Source organism: Methylotenera sp. L2L1 (genome assembly GCF_000744605.1).
Classification (GTDB): Bacteria; Pseudomonadota; Gammaproteobacteria; order Burkholderiales; family Methylophilaceae; genus Methylotenera.
On record NZ_JQMG01000001.1, the window covers coordinates 1674005 to 1697130 of the forward strand.

Sequence of the window (23126 nt, forward strand, 5' to 3'; positions counted from 1 at the left end):
AATTGGTTGCCAGCATGGTTCGTAAAGGTCTCATGCTGGCTTTCTTTTTGTTATTGAATGCCTGTGCTGCAACAGGTGTTCGTGAGACCGTACAAAATAAAGAGCTCCCTAGGCAGTATGAGCTGACAGAAACACCATTTTTCCCTCAAGATTTATATCATTGTGGCCCTGCCGCATTAGCAACAGCACTCAATGCAATTGATATCCGAGTGACACCAGACCAACTGGTGCCAGAAGTTTATATTCCAGCTCGTCAAGGTAGCTTGCAAATTGAAATGTTGGCCGCAGCACGTAGGCATGGTGCATTGTCGATAAAAATTACGCCTAAACTAGATGCGGTATTAAAAGAAGTGGCTGCAGGCAATGTTGTGCTGGTCATGCAGAATTTAGGGTTGTCTTGGGCGCCATCATGGCACTATGCAGTAGTGGTTGGCTACAATCTTGACCAAGAGCTCATTTGGTTGCGTTCGGGGACTTTTGAGCGGTTTGAAATGACTTTGAGCACTTTTCAGCGGACTTGGGCGCGTAGTGAGTATTGGGCTTTTATTGCATTAAAACCAGGTACTTTACCTGCGGGTGATGAACCAGATGCAGTAGCTAAGGCGATAGTAGCGTTTGAAAAAAATTCAAATAAGACCGATGCTTACTTGTCATATAGTGCGGCAGTTAAACGCTGGCCTAATCATTTAGTATTGCTGATGGGGCTGGGTAATAGCGCTTATACATTAGGGAATTACTCACAGGCAGCCAGCGCGTTTCGCGATGCAATAATTGCACACCCTAACTCAGCCGCTGCTTACAATAATTTAGCCAATATACTGTTGATTCAAGGGGATACCCGTGCAGCAAAAGTGGCCGCAGAGCAGGCTCTGCAATTAGCTGATACTGATCAAGCCATGCGGGTGCAGGTTGTAAAAACGCTTGATGAAATCAACGGCCACCTTGTCAAGAAACCTTAGTAGTTAAATTTACATGACCTGATATCAAGTTGACGTCAGGATAATATCAAGCTGTATGTTTGATGTTAAGTACGACAATGCTTGCCTAGCGAGAGTGACGCGGGTTGAGCCTCATCTTTTATCGCACAATGGTAGTAGGTTCATACCGGCTACCATTCGCGCGAAATATACCAAACTATTTGAATCTATTTCTTTTTAGGTCTGCCAGTTTTAATCGCAGGCACTTTGCTCATCGCGGCTTTCAATGCTGCATCTGTCATAGCACTTAATTGCATGATGCCGGCACGTAGTAACTCGCTCTTTTTAGCGGGTTGTCCCAGTTTAGTCAGACGTTCTTTTAATACAGAAAATTGTGCATATTCTGTTTTTGGCATCGTGAAACTGTCACGTTCCATTTTTAGTTTTGGTGTTTTCTCTTTAATCACTTTTGTTTTTTCAACTTTTTTAGTGACAGCAGTAGGTGCTTTTGCAATTGCCTTGGCTGGCGTGGCTTTTGCTACAACAGGTTTTGTCGGTGTTGGTTTGCTTGGTGCAGGTTTTACCGCTACTTTGCTAGCAGGCTTTGCTGCTGTGGCTTTAGGCGCTACTGGTTGGCTAGGGGTTGTACTTGTGGCTTCAGATTTTTCTGGGCTTGATTTTAATGCTTCAGCTTGTGTGGCATTGATTTTTGACATGGTTTTGCTCCAAATAAACGGTATAAATAGTTTATACCGTTTATTTTTGAATGCAAATGAATTTTTTGTGACAGATTTATAAAACGCTGGTCAGCTCAAATTGCCAGTTTATTTTCTGCCAAGCTAGGGTTTCTTCGTCCAGCAGATAGTAGGATTGAGGATATTTGGCTGACCATGCTTTAGGTAATGTGAGTTTAAAGCCATTATTGTTTATTGCTAACTGTATACCGCGGAGGTTGGGCATTTGTCTGGCATGGCATAAAATGACTGCTAGCCGCATACAAATTAGTTGCATGACAAATACGCGATCAGAGAAATCAGCTTCCAATCGTTTCAATTTCCCACGATGACCTAAAATAATTAAGCTTAAACAGTGTAGTTCACTTTGTGAGAAGCCAACAGGTTCGGTGTGCTCTAAGATGTAAGCACCATGCAGGTGAGCATCTACTGGAGAGATAATGCCGCCGATTTCATGTAGCAGTGCAGCCCAGCGTAGTTTACGCGCGTGCTTAAAACGTTCGCCATCTGCAAAGGTAATGTTTTCACCAATTTTTTCAAACAGCTTTTCAGCTACTTCAGCAACTGTATTGGCATGCGTTTCATCTACATCAAATTTACGCGCTAGACGTTGTATTGATGCGTTTCTTAAGTCCAGCATATCGCTTTCACGTGCTAGCATGTCGTAGAGTAGGCCGTGACGTAAGGCGCCTTTTGCAACATTTAATGTATCAATATTTAAAAACTCAAATACGGCAATCAAAATGGATAAGCCGCCACCAATGACGGGTTTACGATCTTCTTTTAAACCATTCAGGCGCAGTTTGTCTGCATAGCGTGCTTTTAGTAGCTCTTCACGCAGCCAATATAAACTTTCTTTGCTTACTGAATCTGCAGGTTTGCCATATTGCACTAACACGTCGGCAACTGCGCCAACTGTGCCTGATGCGCCATACGCAATATCCCAATGATTATTGTTGAAATTTTCACCTAGGGTTTCAAAAATAGACTCAGCAGAGATTTGTGCGCGTGTGAATGCTTTTTCTGTAAACTCACCACTGGCAAAATGCTTAAGTGACCATGCAACAGAGCCTACGTGTAGTGACGCCGTGTGTGTTGATTCAAAGCCATGACCAAGGATGAACTCGGTTGAGCGTCCGCCAATATCAATGACTAATCTTTTTTCATCTGATTGAGGTAAAAAGCGGCTTACGCCCTGATAAATAAGGCGTGCTTCTTCAACCCCAGAAATGACCTCTACTTCAAAACCTAGCGCCTTTTTAGCGAGCTTCAAGAAATAGTCGCGGTTATTAGCCTCTCGTAATGTTTGCGTTGCAACGGCGCGCACATGAGAGGTATCAAAGCCTTGCAAGCGCTCACCAAATCTTGACAAGCAACGAATGCCACGCTCAATCGCCTCAGTGGTCAAATTGCGGTCTTCATCTAAATCGCCACCCTGACGCACAGCTTCTTTAATATATTCTACACGTTCAATATGGCCACTATCTAGCCTGCCAATTTCAAGCCTAAAGCTATTAGAGCCTAAGTCGATGGCAGCGAGTAGCGCCTTATCTGCAGGTGCGTTATTCGATTGATTATTCATAAATGGTGAAAATTTTTTGTGCGAGGTTTATGTAAAACAATAATACTGTTTATTATGTGATTATAGTTTGAAACTTTGATGACACTTTTTAAATTTTAGAATAATTGATGAAGTCATTAGGCATATTGCTTGAAAAACTGTGAGCAACCCCCACATAGCTACTATTGTTTTTCATTCTTAATATTAGGAGCTTAATTTATGTCCACAGCGACAGCGCAACAAGAAACTCATCCAAAAGAATCAATGGCTTTCCAAGCTGAGGTCAAACAACTTCTACAGTTAATGATTCATTCTTTATATAGTAATAAAGAGATTGTATTGCGTGAGTTGATTTCAAATGCATCAGATGCGGCAGATAAATTACGTTTTGAAGCGTTAGCGAACGGCGCACTTTATGAAAATGACAGTGAGTTGAAAATCAGACTCGCTTTTGATAAAGAAGCACGTACCTTAACCATTGCCGATAACGGCATTGGCATGAGCCGTGACGAAGTGATTGCAAACATCGGTACCATTGCTAAATCAGGCACTAAAGAGTTTTTTAATGCGTTAACTGGCGACCAAGCCAAAGACGCTAATTTAATCGGCCAGTTTGGCGTGGGTTTCTACTCAGCGTTTATTATTGCAGACAAAGTAACACTGACTACGCGTCGCGCGGGTGCAACCGAGGCTGTTCGTTGGGAGTCTGCTGGCGAAGGTGACTTTACCATCGAAGCCGCAGATAAAACCAGCCGTGGTACTGAAATTACCTTGCATTTGCGTGAAGGCGAAGACGAGTTCTTAAGCGACTGGAAACTGAAAACCATTATCCGCAAATATTCAGATCACATTACTTTGCCTATCGTGATGAAAAAGTCAGAATGGAAAGATGGCGCTGAAGTGGCGACGGATGAGGATGAGACTGTCAATAAAGCATCAGCATTATGGGCGCGTAGCAAAAATGACATTACAGAAGAAGAGTACCAAGAGTTTTATAAACATGTATCGCATGATTTTGAGAACCCATTAGCCTATACGCACAGCCGTGTAGAAGGTAAGCAAGAGTATATTTCTCTGCTTTATGTGCCAAGCAAAGCACCGTTTGATTTGTATGATCGTGACCGTCGTCATGGTATTAAGCTTTATGTTAAGCGCGTGTTTATCATGGAAGACGCTGAAAAACTGATGCCACAATACCTGCGTTTTGTACGTGGCGTGATTGATACATCAGATTTGCCGCTCAACGTTTCTCGTGAAATCTTACAATCTAGCCGCGATGTGGATGCAATTAAAGCCGGGTCTGTTAAGAAGGTTCTTGGCTTGTTAGAAGATATGGCTGAAAACAAGCCAGAAGACTACACGAAGTTCTACAATGAATTTGGTCGAGTGTTAAAAGAAGGCCCGGGTGAAGATTTTGCAAATAAAGACAAAATCGCTGGTCTATTACGTTTTGCCTCAACCAAAGCTGATAATGATGTTCAGGAAGTGTCATTTAAAGATTACATCGCCCGCATGCAGCCAGAGCAAGATGTGATTTACTACATTACTGCCGACAGCTTTGCTGCCGCACAACATAGTCCACATTTGGAGATTTTCCGCAAAAAAGGCATAGAGGTGTTGCTGATGAGCGATCGTGTGGATGAGTGGTTACTTGGTAGTTTGACTGAGTTTGACGGTAAAAAACTGCAATCAATTGCTAAGGGTGATTTAGATTTAGGCAAACTTGAATCTGAAACTGAGAAAGAGATTCAAAAGAAAATCGAAGAGGAATCAAAAAGCTTGGTTGAGAAAATTAAGCAAACATTGGGTAGCCAAGTGAAAGATGTGCGCGTAACCCATCGCTTAACAGACTCTCCTGCATGCTTGGTGAGTGATGCACAAGATTTGTCTGGAAACTTAGCGCGTATCTTAAAAGCGGCGGGTCAAAATGCACCTGAAAGTAAGCCGATTTTAGAAATCAATCCTAGCCATAAGTTGGTAAAGCGTCTTGAAACCGAGTCTGTAGACACGGTATTTGCAGATTTAACCCATGTGCTGTTTGATCAGGCGCTATTAGCAGAAGGTGGTACATTGGAAGACCCTGCGAATTTTGTAAAACGTATGAATAGCTTGATTAGTTAAGTTGTTGTTATAAAAAATAAAAACCGTCAAATATAAGTTTGGCGGTTTTTTTATATGCGTTAAAAGAGATGGTTACAATGTAACTTTCAAAGAACCGTCATAAAGCTGGCTCAATTTTTGCTAAAATAACAATACCATTCAATAATTTAAGATCATCTCACATGAAAACGCCAGCTGAAACTAAAGCCACACCTAAGAAAACAGCCAAAGCTAAGTCGGGTGCAACACCCAAACTTGCGCCGATTCATCAGGCTTTACAGAATCATTTGATATTCTCTAGCTTCAAGACTAGCGACGCTGCAACGCCTAGAGACTGGTACGAGGCTGCAAGTTACACCATACGTGATCACGTGGTTGAGCGTTGGGTGAAAACATCAGAGTCTTATTATCGAGATGATCCAAAGCGGGTTTATTATTTATCACTAGAATTTTTAATCGGGCGCATGTTAAGTAATGCCGCACTAAATTTGGGCATTAATGATGAACTTAAACAAGGTATGGCAAGCTTAGGTCATGATTTAGAAAATACGGTAGAGTTAGAAACCGATGCTGCACTGGGTAATGGTGGTCTAGGCCGCTTAGCAGCGTGCTTCTTAGATTCAATGGCCACCATGGATATTCCTGCGGCGGGGTATGGTATTCGCTATGAATATGGCATGTTCAGACAATCAATTGAAAATGGTCGTCAGGTAGAAAATCCAGATAACTGGCTACGCTATGGAAATATTTGGGAATTTCAACGTCCTGAGGCGACATACAATATTAAATTCCATGGGCATGTTGTTAAGTACCCTAATGATAGTGGCGAGGAAGTACAGCGCTGGGTAGATGCTGAGCATGTGATTGCAATGGCATACGATGTGCCAGTGCCTGGTTATGGCACTGAAACGGTGAACAACCTGCGTTTGTGGTCAGCAAAAGCAGCGCGTGAATTCGATTTAAACCACTTTAATGATGGTAATTACGAAAAAGCAGTTGAAGAGCGTAATGCAACAGAAAATATCTCAAAAGTACTTTACCCTAACGATACCTCTGTTCTAGGTAAAGAGTTACGACTCAAACAGCAATACTTCTTTGTATCAGCTTCTATTCAAGACATTTTGCGTCGTTTCTTAAGTACGCACGAGATGAAAACGCAAGATGACTGGAAAATATTGCCGGAGAAAATTGCGATACAGTTAAATGATACACACCCATCAGTCGGTGTGGCAGAAATGATGTATCAGTTAGTGGATGTACACCAGCTACCATGGGCTTTTGCATGGGAGTTAGTCGTAAAGATTTTTGCATATACTAACCATACTTTAATGCCAGAAGCATTAGAAACTTGGACAGTCGACTTATTCGGCCGATTATTACCGCGACATTTGGAAATCATTTATCAAATTAATCATGAGTTCTTGCACATGGTAAATCATCATTTTCCAGGTGATGCTGAGCTGTTGAAACGTGTATCGATTATTGATGAAGATCACGGCCGTCGCGTGCGGATGGCACATTTGGCGGTTGTGGGTAGCCATACTGTTAATGGCGTGGCAGCGCTACACAGTGAGCTACTCAAAAGCACTTTGTTTGCTGATTTTGACCGTATCTTTCCCGGAAAGATGACTAATGTCACTAATGGTATTACGCCGCGCCGCTGGTTAAATCAAGCAAACCCAGATTTAACTAGTTTGATTGAAAAAGCGATAGGCCCAGCCTTTAAAAAAGACTTATCACAAATCAAGAAAATTACGCCATTAGCTGATGATGTAGATTTTAGAAAAGCCTTTGCACAGGTGAAACTTGCAAACAAAAAACGTCTAGCTGCAAAAATCGAAGCTAAAACGGGTGTTAAGTTAAATGTAAACAGCTTGTTTGATGTGCAAATCAAGCGTATTCATGAATACAAGCGCCAATTGCTTAATGTTTTACATGTTATCACCCTATATAACCGCATTCGCCGTGGCGAAAAGGGTATTACACCACGCACGATTATTTTTGGTGGTAAAGCAGCACCAGGCTACTGGATGGCAAAACATATCATTCGTTTGATTAATGATGTTGCTTCTATCGTGAATGAAGACCTGGCTGTCGGTGACCAATTAAAAGTAGTGTACTACCCTAACTATGAGGTCTCAGCTGCTGAGATTTTATTCCCGGGTAGTGATTTGTCAGAGCAAATTTCAACCGCAGGCACCGAGGCGAGCGGCACCGGTAATATGAAAATGGCCTTAAATGGCGCATTAACAATTGGTACGCTTGATGGCGCTAACGTTGAGATTAAAGAAGAAGTAGGTGATGAAAATATTTTCATCTTTGGTTTAACTACGCCACAAGTGGCCGAGCTAAAGTCGAGTGGCTACAACCCGCGTGATTACTACAACAGTAACCCAGAGCTTAAGCAAGTGCTAGACATGATAGCGGATGGATATTTCTCGATTGATGAACCTAGCCGTTATCAAATCATTGTCGATAACTTGCTGAATAATGATCAATACTTATTGCTGGCAGACTATGCGAGCTACATTGAGGCGCAAGAGCGTGTCGGCAAGTTATACCAACATCAGGACGATTGGACACGCATGGCGATATTAAACGTGGCTAATATGGCTAAGTTTTCAAGCGACCGAGCAATTGGTGATTATGCTAAAAATATTTGGCATGTAACACCTCATGCAAATGCTAAACCTAAAAAATAAACAGCGAAAACAACATAGACTTTGATAGTTGGTTCCATTGCAAGTAATTGTTAATTCCTAGTATTTGTCGTAAGATTAGTTTGATATTTCAAGCTTAATTTTACGATAAAGAACGGAGTACATATGCGTTACCTAATGGCAGTTTTAGGGTTTGTTTTGTTCGCAACGCATGCTAATGCGTTAAGTGTCAACGATTTAAGTAATGCCGAAGCAAGTGGTGGGTTAAAAGAGGCATTGATTCAAGCCGCAGGTAAGGCGGTTGGTCAATTAGGTGCTGTAGATGGATTTTTAGGCAATAAAGAAGTTAAAATTCCATTACCCGAGACGATGCAAAAAGCTGAAAAAGCCATGCGTATGTTTGGTATGGGCAAGCAAGCAGATGAGCTAGTGCTTAAAATGAACCGTGCGGCAGAAGCTGCCGTGCCAGAAGCGAAAGCATTACTGGTCGATTCAGTTAAAAAGATGAGTGTTGCTGATGCCAAGGCGATATTAACCGGTGGCGATGATGCCGCAACACAATACTTCAAAAAAACCACCTCAGCACCGATGGCTGAAAAATTTCTTCCGATTGTCAAAAAAGCGACAGAAAACGTACAACTCGCTCAGCAATACAATAAGTTTGCTGAGATGGGTAGCAAGTTTGGCGTTGTCAAAAAAGAGCAGGCTAACCTTGAGCAATATGTCACCCAAAAAACACTAGATGGTGTTTATTTAATGATGGCAAAAGAAGAAGCTGCTATTCGTAAAGACCCAGTAGGACAGGCAAGTAATGTGCTTAAAAAAGTGTTTGGCTCGCTAATGAAGTAAACTTCCGCATCATGAGGCACGAGGGCCTATAAATAATAGGCTCTCTTAGACATTTATGAGGGCAGATACTTGGGCTTGGGTATAAAGCATCAGTTTACTGCCTGTTATTTTTCACGATAACGCCACTTAAAACGGTACTTTTCCTTACTTAATCAACTTCTTACATGCTAATGTCGCGTCATTGCGGAACAGTTGTATTGTAAACAATTGTTAACTTTATAGCCCTAGTCAACAGTCTCTAGTACTTGTCGGCTATTATTTTCAAAAAATAAAAATAGCGTTAATCGCTATCAGAACTTGATGAAAATAATAACGACTAAAACAATCAGACTATGTCTTATCACGTTGTGCTTTTTTGCACCTTTCCAACTCTTATCTGCTGAAGCAATCAATCAGGCAGACACCAACGCACAAGAGCAAAACCGTCAACAAGAGCGGTTGCGCTTATTGCGGCAACAGCAAGAAATCAAGCCAGATGCCCGTGAAGCGACTCAAAAGCTTAAAGACGCAGCCACCATTATCAATGATCAGATTCCAGAAACTGAAACCCCTTGTTTCACCATTCAACGAATTGAACTGGTAGGAGATGCTGCTACCAAGTTCCAGTTTGTTTTAGATGCCGTAATCGCCGATGCATTGGCAGCCAATCAGCCAGTTGTAGGGCGTTGCCTTGGTGCCGTAGGCATTAATGCAATAATGGCACGTGTTCAACATGCCATTATTGCACAAGGCTATGTCACCACACGTGTGTTAGTAGCACCGCAAGACCTCAAGTCCGGTGTGCTGCAATTGACTATCGTTCCCGGTAGGCTGGGTTCAGTACGTTTTACCCCAGATTCAAGTAAGCGAGTATCGGCTTGGAACAGTTTTCCAATCAATACAGGAGATATTCTTAATTTACGGGATATTGAGCAAGCACTAGAAAACTTTAAACGTGTTCCTACAGCAGAGGTCGATATTCAAATTGAGCCAGCACAGTCTGGTTTGCATGGCGAGCAACATCAATCTCAGCCAGGTTTAAGTGATCTGGTGATTAGCTATCACCAGCGCTTTCCATTAGGAGTATCGCTAAATTTTGATGATAGTGGGGTCAATAGCACAGGTAAGTATCAAGGCGGTATCACACTCTCAGGTGATAATTTGCTATCACTTAGTGATTTGTTTTATGTGAATTACAACCATGATCTAGGCGGGGGTGACTCAGGGAGACGGGGCAATGAAAGCCATAGTGCGCATTATTCTATTCCCTTTAAACATTGGTTATTTAGCACTAATGCATCGCACAGTACATTTCACCAGACGGTCGCAGGCACTAACCAACGTTATGTGTTCAGTGGCATTGCACAACAAGGTGATGTGAAAGCAACGCGGCTAGTTTACCGTAATCAAATCAACAAGACCTTTATCTCACTAAAAGGCTTTTTGCGTAAATCCAGTAACTACATCGATGATACTGAAATTGAGGTTCAGCGTCGTCGCACGGCTGGTTGGGAGCTAGGTGTTAATCAGAGTTGGTATCTAGGGAGTGCGGTTTTAGATTACAACCTTGCCTATCGTCGTGGCACAGGGGCTAAAAACTCACAGAAAGCCCCGGAAGAAGCGTTTGATGAAGGCACTTCTCGTATGGAAATGCTTATCGGTGATTTAAGCCTAAACGTACCATTCAAGATCAATGCGCCTTGGGGGTCTCAGGCCTTGCAATACAGCGCCAATTTACGTGGGCAAGCTAACTACACACCACTCACGCCACAAGACTGCTTTAGCATTGGCAACCGCTTTACTGTACGCGGCTTTGATGGTCAGCAAACCTTATTGGCCGACCATGGTTGGTTTATACGCAATGAGCTTATTCTACCAATCGCTAGCTCTGGTCAGTCAGTGTATTGGGGGCTGGATTATGGTGAGGTGGGCGGTCAGTCTGCTAAAAACTTGCTGGGCCAATACTTAGCCGGCACCGCTCTTGGACTGAGAGGTGGTGTGGGTAGTCGTTTCGGTTATTTGAGTTATGACGTCTTTGTCGCTAAGCCAATCAATAAACCACAAGGTTTTGAAACGCATCGCACCACGGCTGGATTTAACGTTAATTATGCGTACTAAAACTACGTATGACAAATCTTGCCAGTACATACAACTTTAACCATCACTTCCATTAAGAATAAGGCCGCATTATGAATAAAAACAGATTCCGACTTATTTACAATCAAGCACGTTGCTTGTGGATGGCTGTGGCGGAAACAGTGAAAGCACATACTGTGCAAGGAAGTGGTACTAGAGTTCAACATGTTAGCGATGGTCAAGTCGGCTTATTGGATGCAGTTACTGTGCAAAGACAGGCATACGCTTTAAAGCCGATAGCCTTTAGTCTCATGCTTGGTTTGGGCATGGTGGCGGTTATCCCACACCCCTTAAGTATTTCAACGGCCCATGCAGATATCGTTGCAGATCAGGCTGCAGCTAGCACGCTGCGCCCAATAGTGATGAATGCTGCTAACGGTACACCCTTGGTGAATATACAAACACCAAGTGCTGCAGGCGTTTCACGTAACGTTTACAGCCAGTTTGATGTTAACAGTAATGGGGTTATTCTTAACAATAGCCGCACCAATATAGAAACCCAGCTTGGCGGATGGGTGCAGGCTAACCCGTATCTTGCAGGCGGTGCCGCTAAAGTGATTCTGAATGAAGTGAACAGCCACAACCCTAGCTTACTCAATGGTTATATCGAGGTGGCTGGCAGTCGCGCACAAGTGGTGATTGCTAATCCTGCAGGCATTAGCTGTAATGGTTGTGGTTTTATTAATGCACACCGTGCTACCTTAACCACTGGTACACCCATTCTTAACAATGGTAGTTTGTTAGGCTATCGCGTGGGTGGTGGCAACATTAACCTAACAGGTAACGGCTTGGATACCTCACAAGCCAATTTTACCGATGTGATTGCGCGTGCTGTGGAGGTCAACGCTGGTATTTGGGCTAACGCGCTTAACGTCACTACGGGCATCAATCAAGTGAATGTCGCCAGCAATGGCGACATCACTGGCATAGGCACAATCAGCCCGAACACTACACTACCAGATGGCAGCGTTAATCCCACCCCTAACTTCGCCATTGACGTAGCCGCCTTGGGCGGCATGTACGCAGGTAAAATTAGTATGGTGGGCACCGAAGATGGCCTAGGGGTGCGCAATGCAGGCACCATAGGCGCTAGCGTGGGTGAAATTAGCATCACGGCCGATGGACTATTACAAAACACAGGCAGCCTAAACGCCAAAACCAATATCCAGCTAGATACTGTTGCCTTAACCGGTAATGGCAGTATTAAGGCTGATGCCAATATCTCAATTAACCTTGATTCAGATTACACGCATACTGGTGTGCTACAAGCTGGCGGCAACCTTAGCTTACAAACTAGTGGTGATATTAATAATCAATCCACGCTACTAGCCAGTCAGTCACTCAGTATCAATGCGCAAAATATCAATAACACGGCGACAGGTGAAATCATCGGTGCTGATACTGAGGTCAATGCAATTGGCACACTGACAAACCTCGGTTTGATTGATGGCGTTAACACCTATATCAACGCTAATACACTCACAAATACACAAAATAGTAGCCTGTTTGGTGACCACTTATCCGTGAAAGTGGCAAATTTAAGCAATACACTAGGCGCTACGATTGCCGCCAGAACTCAACTTGATATAGGCGCTAGCCTCATTGAAAACAGCAGTAATGGCCTCCTGTTTAGTGCAGGTGATCTAGCCATTGGCGGTAGCCTCGATAATAATCACTTAGTTATAGGGACTGCTAGCTCACTCATCAATGATGGCTCCGCCATAGAGGCATTGGGCAATGCCACTTTCTCGGTCACTGATCTACAAAACTTAAATGCTGATTTGGTCACCCAAGTAGTGCAGACAGGCACAGGCGGCTTTGATCGGTTTACCCCAAGAGGTCAAAGCGTTATCTTAGAAAGCGGAGACTATCCGGGTGCCCATATCGGTAATGTGAATGTGGAGTGGCGATCAGCAGGGCCTTATACCTTCAGGGAATACACGCGCTACCTTGGCACCAAAACCACCTACGAAACGCAAGTGGTTTCATCTACGCCCGGCCAAATACTGGCTGGTGGCAATATGATGTTTAATGGCAATGTGCTCAATAGCGATAGTCAGATCATTGCTGGCGGCAATCTGGATGTCAGTGGCGCTACAGTACAGAACCTGAATTCAGAAGGCCAAATCACCACTAGCTATAGTGGTACTGCGTACTATTATGACTGGGATGGTAACGACGATGATTATGATGTCGATGTGATAGGCGCATACAACCCAGCTAATACGGTGCTGACCTATAATCTATCGACCAGCCGATTAGAGGGTGGTAGTACGCCCACAGGCAGCGGCACTACCGTTACTTCGGCGGCGGTGCCGGTGGTAACCAGTAGCTTGTTTCAACCTAGCCCAGATGTGGCAGCGAGCTACTTAATAGAAAGCAACCCGCGCTTTACTAATTATCGTACTTGGCTAAGTTCGGATTATATGCTGAGCCAATTAGCGTCTGATCCGGCTACCATGCAAAAGCGCTTAGGCGATGGCTTCTATGAACAAAAACTTATTCGCGAACAAATCAATCAGCTCACAGGGCGGCGCTTTTTAGCTGGCTACACTTCTGATGAAGCTCAATATCAGGCACTAATGGACAACGGCATTACCACTGCACGTGCATTACAACTGATTCCCGGGGTAGCACTCACTCCAGAGCAAACCGCCCAATTAACCAGCGACATCATGTGGCTAGTAGAAAAAACTGTCACTTTGCCAGATGGCAGCACCACTCGGGCACTAGTGCCACAAGTCTACGTTAAACTACAAGCAGGCGACCTTAGCCCCACTACCGGGATCATGGCAGGCAACAGTGTCACCATGCAGTTATCTGGTGACCTTGTTAACCAAGGCACCATTGCAGGACGCAACTTTATCAGCCTTGATGCGCAAAATATCCAAAATCTAGGCGGGCAAATACAAGCAGACACTACGCTACTCAAAGCCAATAATGACATCAATATCATCGGTGGCCAAGTCATCGCTAAAGATGCCATGTTGCTAGAAGCAGGTAACGACATTAACCTGCGCAGCACGACTCAAAGCAGTCAAAACAGTAGTGGCGCCAGCAGCTTCAGCCGTACCAACTTAGACCGTGTGGCTGGGCTATACATGGATAACCCTAATGCGATACTCATAGCCAATGCAGGGAATGATGCCAACCTGATAGCTACTACCATCATTAATCGTGGTGAAGGCGCAGTGACGCAAATCAATGCGGCCCAAAATATTAATCTAGGTACCGTGACCATTGCAGAGCAGAACAGCAGTGTTCGTAACGCCAAAAACTACGTAAAACATGGCGGCACGCAAGACATTGGCAGCACCATCCAAACCAATGGCGATATTGCCCTAAACGCAGGCAACGACTTTAATGCAAAGGCGGCTAACGTTGCCAGTGCAGCAGGCGCGATTAACGTTAGCGCAAACCAGGACATTAACATCACCGAAGGCCGTGAAACCAGCAACTTTGATACAGCACGCAAAGTGAAGAAAAGCGGCACCTTCAGCAGCAAAACCAAAACCCAGCGTGATGTGTTTGAGTCTGATAACAGCATCAGCAGCAATTTCAGCGCAGATAACATTACCCTGCAAGCAGGAAGCGACCTGACTGTGCGCGGTAGCAATATCGTCAGTGATAACGGCACAAATTTAAACGCCAATAATAATATCAACATCACCAGTGCGCAAAACACTGCTTATGAGTTGCACGAACGTAAAACTAAATCCAGTGGCCTCAGCGCCAGTGGCGCTAGCGTTAGCCTAGGCACCAGCAAACTTAGCACTAAACAAACCACGCAAAGCACCAGCCAAACCGGCAGTACGGTTGGCAGTGTAGAAGGTGATGTTAATATCAATAGCGGCAAAACCTACACACAAAAAGCGAGCGATGTATTAACCCCGCAAGGCGACATCAACATCAGCGCACAACGGGTGAATATTATGGCAGGGACAAATACTTACAATAGTCAGCAAGCCATGAAATATAAGCAAAGCGGCATTACCCTTGCTGTTAGCAGTAGTGCACTTAATTTAGCACAGAATGTTGTAAGCACTGCACAAGGCACGATTGAGAGTGATAGCACAGGTAATAAAACTCTGAACGCGCTACAAACCTATGCAAATGCAAGCACGCTTATGGAGCAGAAAGATGCGATTGTCAGCGCAGCTAAAGCAGGTGATGCACAAGGGGTGGCCGATGCAGCAGGCGTTCGCGTTAGCATTAGTATTGGCAGCTCAAAGGCCAGTAGCTCCAGCACTACCAATGCTACTATTAGTCAAGAAAGTTTACTAAAAGCAGACGGCAATATCAGCATAAAAGCAACTCAAGACAATATAAACATAGTTGGCAGTGAAATTAAGTCTGTCCAAAATGTTACGCTAGATGCTGCCAAAGACATTAACTTAATAGCAAGTACAGATGCGGAAGCTAACCTTAGTAAAAACAAATCTAGTTCTGCCAGCATAGGTGTTTCATTGGGTGTGGGTAAGAACACAGGCTTTAGTGTCGATGTAGCTGCTAGTCGAGGCAAAGGCAATGCCAACAGCAGTAGCACCACCTACAACAATAGCCAAGTAAGCGCAGGCGAAAAACTTAACTTAAAATCTGGCAACGACACCAATTTGGTCGGAGCTAACATCAGTGGCAAACAAGTCATTGCTAACGTAGGTGGCGATCTTAATATTGAAAGTCTGCAAGATAGCGCAACCAGCAAAGCCAAACAAAGCAACACTGGTGTTGGTGTAAGCATCCCTATTGGGCCAGCCACGGGCGTTGGTAGCATTAGCCAAAGCAAACAAAACAGCAATAGTAGCTATGCCAGCGTATATAAGCAATCTGGTATCAAAGCGGGTGCAGAAGGGTTTAGCCTTAGTGTTGAGAATAACACTGATCTTAAAGGAGGGGTTGTTACCAGTGAAGCAAGTGCAGATAAAAATCAATTGGTCACAGGTACATTAACCACAAGCAACATACAAAACCACATGGATGCTACAGCCAGCAGCAGTACGACAGGCTTAAGTACAGACACGCTCAGCAGTAAGTATGCAGCAGTGAAAGGTTTAGCCAATAATTTGATGAACAATGGCAAAGCAAACATAAGCGACGACAGCACCACGCTTAGTGCAATTGCACCTGCTAATATCATTATTACAGACGAAACCAAACAACAATCACTCACAGGTAAAACAACAGAAGAAACGGTTGCTACGTTAAACCGCGACACCACGAACACTAACCGCGTACTGGAAAAACCAGATATAGTGGCACTGCAAGAGAAGGCCCAACAAAAGCAGATTGATAGTATATTGTTGTTAAATACCGTTACTGCGCTTGCAGATGACGGCATAAAGAAACTGTCCAACCCTAAACTTTATAAAGTCTTCTGTACGCAAGAGCCTTGCCGTAACGATCAACAAGCTAACAACAAATTGATTGGTGAAATTGCACTGGATATCTTTATTAACAACCCTGGCATGAGTGCAGAGGATGCAACCAAACTCGCTATTGAAAAAATTACAGGGCCTGGTGGAAATTCCAGCAAAGCAGATCCACAGTACTCGGGAGGCGATCCGAATCGCCTAGTTGATGAGATTAATCCTCTGACAAATAAGGAGGTTATCATAAGTAACATTCAAATTCTCCCAGCCACCTTGAGTGAGTTGAATGACTTACCTAATGAACAAAAGCAAAACAGTACAGTATTTGCTAATGGCATCTTCAACAATTTACAACGCGGTGCTGAGCTTGCCATACAGCAAACTCCGACATTAGACCCAAGAGACTTCACACAGTTACAACGCATAGTAGAAACAGGCAATGTGGCGATTGGTGATACCTATTTAGTACACACTGACAAAGCTAATAATTTTATTGGTGAATTTATTGTAGCTGCAATTGGAAAGCAAGCAGAAGTATGGGGCATTGCTACCCCTGCCGCCAGCATGAAAGCGGATGCAATACAGGCATTATCTACCAATAAATTAACAGGCAATACTGATAATTCTGTATTTAGCGTAGCACACAGTCGCGGCACAATGACAGATTCGGTGATGGCTAATCTCTTAGGCATCCGTGAGTTTTATAACCCCAACTTACAATTTATAGAAGATAATCCAGCTGCACAGCAAGAACGATTGGAAGACCGCATTCCCAAAATTACTTCACCACAAAACCTTTACATCTGGGCACCTAGTCATGACCCTGTTTCTACTTTTACTGGCGGGTATGGTAGTAATTATTTAGGCTCACTGGCTTCAGTACCTACTGTTTTTGCTACTAGTAATAGTGTACACAGCAGCCCTGGCACTGGGGCCGTGGGTAGTTTAACTGCCGATGTAAATAAACCTTTCAGTTATACTAATATTAATATAGAACAACTCAATAAAACTAGGGCGCAGCAAACACAAGATTACTTAACACAACGTTTCAATACACCCAGTTCGGGTTATGTTGCACCACAAATAGACAAGATCAAAGAATTGCAACAACAAATACAAAACCAGAGTAATAGTCAAATGAATGGATTATGGCAAAGCACTAGCAATACAGTACAACATTTTAGCATTTCAAATGGTGCTTATCAGAAACTCATGCAACTTAGAAATGCAGTTAATGAGGGAGATAAACAATGAGGGGAAGGATGATAGTTCTTTGCTCATGGCTCATGGGATGTACTAGCATGACTGTAGCGATGACGGATACTAATACAATGAAGGGGAAAAATATAGATACAGTGCTTTTAGACTTGGATTCTAGGGGCTATGTCTGTAGCGAAAAAAGAGAGGTTTACATGAAAAATTGGAAAAGGATGGTCGGTGTTGTTCAATGTGGTCAAAAAGACATTAGTCCAATATGCTCAAACTCTTATGGTGTTCATCTAACTTTTAACTTGGAAGATAGTTTTGTGAATACTGCTACCAAGACTGAGCATGCTAATTGTTTTTAGCAAAAAACAAGAGGGGACAGACCACTATTCATGATGATATCGAGGCCAATATTTTATAAGGATTGTTATGCCTCGCCGGCCACGAATTATCCTACCTAATGTTCCGCAGCACATCATCCAGCGAGGTAATAATCGAACCGTTTGTTTTTATGCAGATGAAGATTACACAAAATATTTGGAATGGTTAAAAGAATATGCTGACCAAACAAACTGCCAAATACATGCCTATGTCCTGATGACAAACCATGTGCATTTATTAGCGTCAGCGGATAAACCGGAAATGATCGGCACAATGATGAAAGCATTAGGTCAGCGATATGTGCAATATATCAACCGAACATACAAACGCAGTGGCACACTGTGGGAAGGACGTTACAAATCATGTCCTACCCAAGCAGAAACTTACCTCTTATCTTGCCAGCGCTATATAGAACTAAACCCTGTGCGTGCAAATATGGTGCAACACCCGGCAGATTATCAATGGAGTAGCTATCGAACTAATGCGCAAGGCGAGTTGAATAACCTTATCAGTCCACACGAGCTTTATAAGCGTTTAGGCTTGGATGACACAAATAGACAATCGGCATATCGTGAGTTATTTCGTTATCAACTGGAACCAAAACTAGTAGATGAAATAAGACAAGCCACGAATGGAAATTATGTATTGGGGAATACTGATTTTGTACAGCAAATTGAGAGAGCGTTGGATAGGCGAGTATCGCCTGGCAAAGCAGGAAGACCCAAAGTTGAGAGTGTTATTGGATAAAACGTGGTCTGTCCCTAATTGTTCTAATTGTTTTCCTAATTGTTTTCCTAATTGTTTTCTCTAATTGTTTTCTCTAATTGTTTTCTCTAATTGTTTTCTCTGGTCCAGCAATTGGCATATTAAACTCAAACGTCGTTTCCCCTGAACAGTATGCAAAAAATGGACAAGATGCACTTATGACAGGCTATGTGGTTGGTACACTAAGCGGAGCTGTAGCCATGACTGCGCCTCTTTCATTGAGAAATGCTGTTGTTGCAAGCACTGCAACAAATACGGGTTTAAATATTAAGAGTCAATATGCAAAGTACGATGAAATTAAATACCCTGCTGAGCTAGCAGTTAATGCAAGTTTTGGATTGTTTGAAGGGCTGCTAGGACGGTACTTCTGGTTCGGGATGGAAGGGCATCTTTGGGGAAGCTGCAATTGGCGTAAACTCCAATATGGCTACGATGTTAGTTGTTGACCAGTACTATCAAGATAAGGATCATCAAATAGGTGACTATGATTTGCTGATAACAGGCATTAGTGGGGCTGTGGCCGGAGCTGGAATGAAAGCGTTAGAAGAGCGAGAAGTAGTGGTGAAAACTATTGTGAATGCTAAAGAATCAGTAATAAAATATATTAGAAATCTAGGTGGAAATAATGGGAGTAAATAGCCTTTATAAGCTTAAAAAGAGCTTACTTAAGTTCATGGCTTTCTGTGTACTTGTAGTTTTAACTTTCTTTTTAAATATTTTTGAAGGCTACCGTTGGCATGGATTCTTGGCTCGCATTATATTAGTGGTCATTTTATTAGAACTCAACCCATATAGTTCTGCAGTTAGTTACTCCTCTACAGGTGGAATGAAACTTTTTCTTTTGACTTGCGCAATATTAGCTTATTCAATTTGCAAGCTTATTTTCGATTATACCAAACGTGGTCAGGAGTTCGAACGAAAACGCCGCATCAAATCTGAAGATCGCTAAGCAGGCAAGGTATTTCTTCACTTTATAAAACGACAGTGTTGATGACGTCCCCAATATCGCTGGGTTTAATGGTAATTTGATACAGTGGATTAAATCAATTATCGCTATACCTGACTAATCTAAAGGACCCGCGATCAGCCCACATACCTTGCCACTTGGCTATATCGTAGAACCAACACGTTACAGTGGACCATATAAAGAAGAAGGTGCCCCATGAAATATTACTCATTTACCGTAGTACTGTTTTTAATATTAGTTTCTCTCTCAGGTACCTTACTTGCCGAAGACTATGAACAAAGAGAAAAGCGCATTCATGAAGAAGTACGCCAACATTGGGCAGATGTGAATAATCCGGTTCCGCCAGGTGATTACGCCCTCCGTATAGATGATCGAACTTTCAGTATGACTATCCCGCAAGGGAGGACTGCAGCAAGCTACAACCGGAAAGACATAGACACTAAAAATTATCGGGAGCAAATTTCCGAGGCAATTAAAGTGTTGGACAATAATGCACCTAATATGATGTTTGGCTTGATTGGTTTTCGGCGTAAAGACCAGACTGGTATATGGCCGTTTATAAGTACATATGGCGAAACCGGGATTGGAGCTAGCCTTTATCTAGCTGAAGAGTGGGAATCAAAAATAGACCGGGCCTCCGATAAAGCATGGATGTGGGCAGACTATAGAACCTTAGAAAGTCTGGTGGAAAAGACGAAAGGTTTTAATTATATATACGACGCTAAAGGTAACCGCCGAGGTAGAAAAGAAATCCCAAGAGATGTGGTAGTGATTAATGGCCGCCAATGGGCACGAGAGCATTACGAAAAAGCAGCTATCGTAGATTTGCCCGAGGAAACTGTGGACACCTATTACACAGGCGTATCAGAAAACAGTTATATTCGATTAATAGTACGAGCACCTTACACCGCAAGCCGATACCCTAAAGATAAAGAACGCCCAGAATGGGTGAAACAATCCTCTGCCTTTATCGCACAAGCCTTAACGTCAATCAAAATATCTGCACCAGCTGGCAGTACAGAACCCGACTTCTTCACAGTGGATGAATCGCTGAATACTCCGATTGAAATGTTGGTGCCGTAAGAAAAATGCAAGTTTCAAATATAGAAACTGAATTAACTCTGATGAGAGAAAGAGCCCAGGCTGTGTAGATCAAATAAGTGTCAGCGCACTTTACTTCTCTTGATGATAGAGAAAACATCCCATACTTTTTTATTTTTTATCAAGGTAAATCATGATTTTTTTAAAGAACATATGGCAGCAACTCATTGGCATTAATCCATTTAAAGGTGATGTGTTGCCATCGCGTGTGTATGTGTTTGAACGAGGGCGACCATGCCTTCCTTTTCCTCATTTTTTAAACTACAAAACACCTTTGTTAATCTTTGATGCTTTTTATACAAATGCTAAATCACCAGATTTATTTGAACGTGATAACCGGTATTTATATCTGATGGGTATGCCTCCAGTCTTCATCACGCGTGACCCAGCTGTGATTAAAGCTATTTTACTTGCTACAGGCGACAAGCCTGGGCAATTTGATCGCGATACTGCGCCCATGAAGGGGATTGCCCGAGCAACAGGGGTTAATTCTTTATTGTATGCAAACGGTAAAGTGTGGCGGAAACAGAAACAGATGTCGGCAGGACCTTTCGGTAAGGGTACTTTGTTTCAACCAGAAGAGTTTCATGAGTTTGAGAAAACTTTTCGTAAAACGATAGAGAAGCGATTAATAGTTTTACGTGATGCGCAGAATATTAGTAAGCAAAAAATTTCGCGAATCGAAATCGAACAGGAAATTCAACCCATCATGTTAGAAATGCTAGTCAATAATTTCTTTGGTGGTTCGGTTGAGTATAAAGAGCTACGCGAACGTTATGTGCCTGCGTTGCTTTCGTTAATTGATTACATGATTACCAATACAGTGGCACCTAATCTTTCAGCTATTCATCAATTTGTTACAGGTAAAAGTGCTGCTTTACAACAGTGGAGAGAGGCTCTTGAAGACTTAACTGATATTGCGCTTGCTGGAAGAGGCGAAAAGTCTGGACATTGGAAAAACTTCATTGGTCAGGTTGAAGATGAAGAAGCATTACGCAGTAACATCAGAGTGTTTTTAGCTGGGGCGTTAGAAGCAACAACATCGTTTGCGACTTGGGCGTTATCCCACTTGTCACGACAACCTGAGTTGCAAGAGCAAGTGTACAGTGAAATAAAAGACATTGATGTTTACGACCCCGAAAGCTTAACTGAAGCAAAATTGCTTAATAATTGTTTGAATGAAACCTTACGTTTAACCCCATCACTGTATTTTTTCCCCCGAAAAGCCACGGCCGATACTTGGCTTAAATTAGACGACACAAGAAAAATAATGATTCCCAAAGGTACCACCATTCGACTGGATATTTGGAATGCAAACCGCAACGAATCTTTTTGGGGGAAGGATATTTCAGGATATCCGGCAGACGCTTTTGCTCCTGCACGCTGGGATGTGCTTGAAAGCGCAGGCATCACGCGTAAAAATTTAACGCATTTTGGATTTGGTTTAGGGGCTCGTGTATGCCCCGGTCAATTTCTGGGGCAGTTAGAGGTTGGTTTGGTAGTTGGTGCTTTTATTAAAGTGTTCAAGTTCAAGGCTGTAAATAATACAACTGGCGCGTGTGCGGGTGTTACAACCAAACCAGATGACGGTACGTTGATTGATCTTGAACTACGATAAGCTACATGGCAATCAAAATAGAGAATAGGTGAAAATTTAACTCTATACTGACCCTAATAACTCAATTCTACTCTGACCCCAATTACTCGTTACAAAACTTTATCAAGTACGTAGTGAAGTTGTGTCTGATAAAAGGTTATTATCGCGATATGTGGCAGAGAAGAAAGATGCTTTAGGGAGATTAAAAAGTGAAAATAAATAGCTTGGTTGTAATCTTGTTTCTTTTTAATTCATTAGGTGCCAGGGCTGATGATTTGCAAACCATATTAGCTACAGGCACTCCATATGATAAGTATAACCATACTGAATATGATGTCCTTTTATTTCAATATTCACTTAGTAATAACTCAAAGAAGGCTTTAATTGCAACACAGGTAAAAAAGATTGAAAACGATTACTTACCAAAATTAATGGGAATATATCAGTGTTCAGATTTCTTATATGACCAAATCATGAATGACTACAATGATAATTGGGATTCTTTATATATTAATTCCAATCAGCGTTTTTTGGACTCAGATTACTTCCAAAAAGGTTTGTTAATCAACAATATAAAACTTTCTACAACAATTAATCGATATGTATGCGTGCCACATGATTTATTAAATAATCATTTTTTGCACTATAAATCTCTCAATAATAAAAATAAATTGTGGCGCTTTGTTATGAAAAAGTTAAAAGTTCAGGAAAATTTGAGTTTAGAAAAGAGAAAATTGTTAACGATAAAGTCATTTCCAGTAGAGAGGATTGATCTTGATAAAGGAGATAATAACTATTAACGCA

16 protein-coding genes are annotated in these 23126 nt (G+C 42.5%); 14 read left to right on the forward strand and 2 right to left on the reverse strand.

Translation table 11 applies throughout. From position 1 onward, the window contains the following. Positions 1–14: 14 nt before the first annotated feature. Positions 15–959, forward strand: coding sequence for a PA2778 family cysteine peptidase (locus tag FG24_RS08010; protein WP_051901582.1), 945 nt, complete (start codon positions 15–17; stop codon positions 957–959). A 185-nt stretch (positions 960–1144) separates the two neighbouring features. Here FG24_RS08010 and FG24_RS08015 read toward each other — a convergent pair whose 3' ends face one another. Then, a complete protein-coding gene (locus tag FG24_RS08015; protein ID WP_036302416.1) occupies positions 1145–1633 on the reverse strand; it encodes a hypothetical protein in 489 nt (162 codons plus the stop codon). Positions 1634–1709: 76 nt separating this feature from the next. Continuing rightward, entirely contained in the window at positions 1710–3233 is a 1524-nt protein-coding gene (locus FG24_RS08020) for a Ppx/GppA phosphatase family protein (RefSeq protein WP_036302418.1), read from the reverse strand. Positions 3234–3431: 198 nt separating this feature from the next. On the opposite strand from FG24_RS08020, the gene htpG reads away from it, so the two are divergent. The 13 genes from htpG (at position 3432) to FG24_RS08085 (ending at position 23122) form a co-directional block, all read left to right on the forward strand. Further along, the gene (gene htpG, locus FG24_RS08025) at positions 3432–5333 is read left to right on the forward strand and encodes a molecular chaperone HtpG (protein ID WP_036302419.1); all 1902 of its coding nucleotides are present in this window, start codon (positions 3432–3434) and stop codon (positions 5331–5333) included. Positions 5334–5494: 161 nt separating this feature from the next. Then, positions 5495–8014, forward strand: coding sequence for a glycogen/starch/alpha-glucan phosphorylase (locus tag FG24_RS08030; RefSeq protein ID WP_036302421.1), 2520 nt, complete (start codon positions 5495–5497; stop codon positions 8012–8014). A 123-nt stretch (positions 8015–8137) separates the two neighbouring features. Beyond that, entirely contained in the window at positions 8138–8821 is a 684-nt protein-coding gene (locus FG24_RS08035; protein WP_036302422.1) for a DUF4197 domain-containing protein, read from the forward strand. 300 nt (positions 8822–9121) lie between these two features. Next, complete coding sequence (locus FG24_RS08040; protein ID WP_081880960.1) at positions 9122–10918, forward strand: ShlB/FhaC/HecB family hemolysin secretion/activation protein; 1797 nt, start codon at positions 9122–9124, stop codon at positions 10916–10918. 71 nt (positions 10919–10989) lie between these two features. Next, the gene (locus FG24_RS08045) at positions 10990–17559 is read left to right on the forward strand and encodes a hemagglutinin repeat-containing protein (protein ID WP_051901482.1); all 6570 of its coding nucleotides are present in this window, start codon (positions 10990–10992) and stop codon (positions 17557–17559) included. A 47-nt stretch (positions 17560–17606) separates the two neighbouring features. After that, positions 17607–17873: a hypothetical protein gene (locus FG24_RS08050; RefSeq protein WP_152553397.1), complete on the forward strand. Its 267-nt coding sequence runs from the start codon at positions 17607–17609 to the stop codon at positions 17871–17873. Positions 17874–17940: 67 nt separating this feature from the next. After that, complete coding sequence (locus FG24_RS08055) at positions 17941–18639, forward strand: transposase (RefSeq protein WP_036302425.1); 699 nt, start codon at positions 17941–17943, stop codon at positions 18637–18639. A 176-nt stretch (positions 18640–18815) separates the two neighbouring features. Beyond that, positions 18816–19103 carry a hypothetical protein gene (locus FG24_RS08060; RefSeq protein WP_036302426.1) on the forward strand — a complete coding sequence of 96 codons (288 nt, stop codon included), beginning with the start codon at positions 18816–18818 and terminating at the stop codon, positions 19101–19103. Then, positions 19081–19296, forward strand: coding sequence for a hypothetical protein (locus FG24_RS08065; protein WP_152553398.1), 216 nt, complete (start codon positions 19081–19083; stop codon positions 19294–19296). The genes FG24_RS08060 and FG24_RS08065 overlap by 23 nt, the downstream gene beginning before the upstream one ends. Then, the gene (locus tag FG24_RS08070; RefSeq protein WP_036302428.1) at positions 19283–19606 is read left to right on the forward strand and encodes a hypothetical protein; all 324 of its coding nucleotides are present in this window, start codon (positions 19283–19285) and stop codon (positions 19604–19606) included. The genes FG24_RS08065 and FG24_RS08070 overlap by 14 nt, the downstream gene beginning before the upstream one ends. A gap of 402 nt (positions 19607–20008) precedes the next feature. After that, positions 20009–20707 carry a hypothetical protein gene (locus FG24_RS08075; protein WP_160172174.1) on the forward strand — a complete coding sequence of 233 codons (699 nt, stop codon included), beginning with the start codon at positions 20009–20011 and terminating at the stop codon, positions 20705–20707. A 151-nt stretch (positions 20708–20858) separates the two neighbouring features. Next, on the forward strand, positions 20859–22343 hold the full coding sequence (locus FG24_RS08080) for a cytochrome P450 (RefSeq protein ID WP_036302430.1): 1485 nt from the start codon (positions 20859–20861) through the stop codon (positions 22341–22343). A gap of 188 nt (positions 22344–22531) precedes the next feature. Further along, complete coding sequence (locus FG24_RS08085; RefSeq protein WP_036302432.1) at positions 22532–23122, forward strand: hypothetical protein; 591 nt, start codon at positions 22532–22534, stop codon at positions 23120–23122. Positions 23123–23126 lie beyond the last annotated feature (4 nt).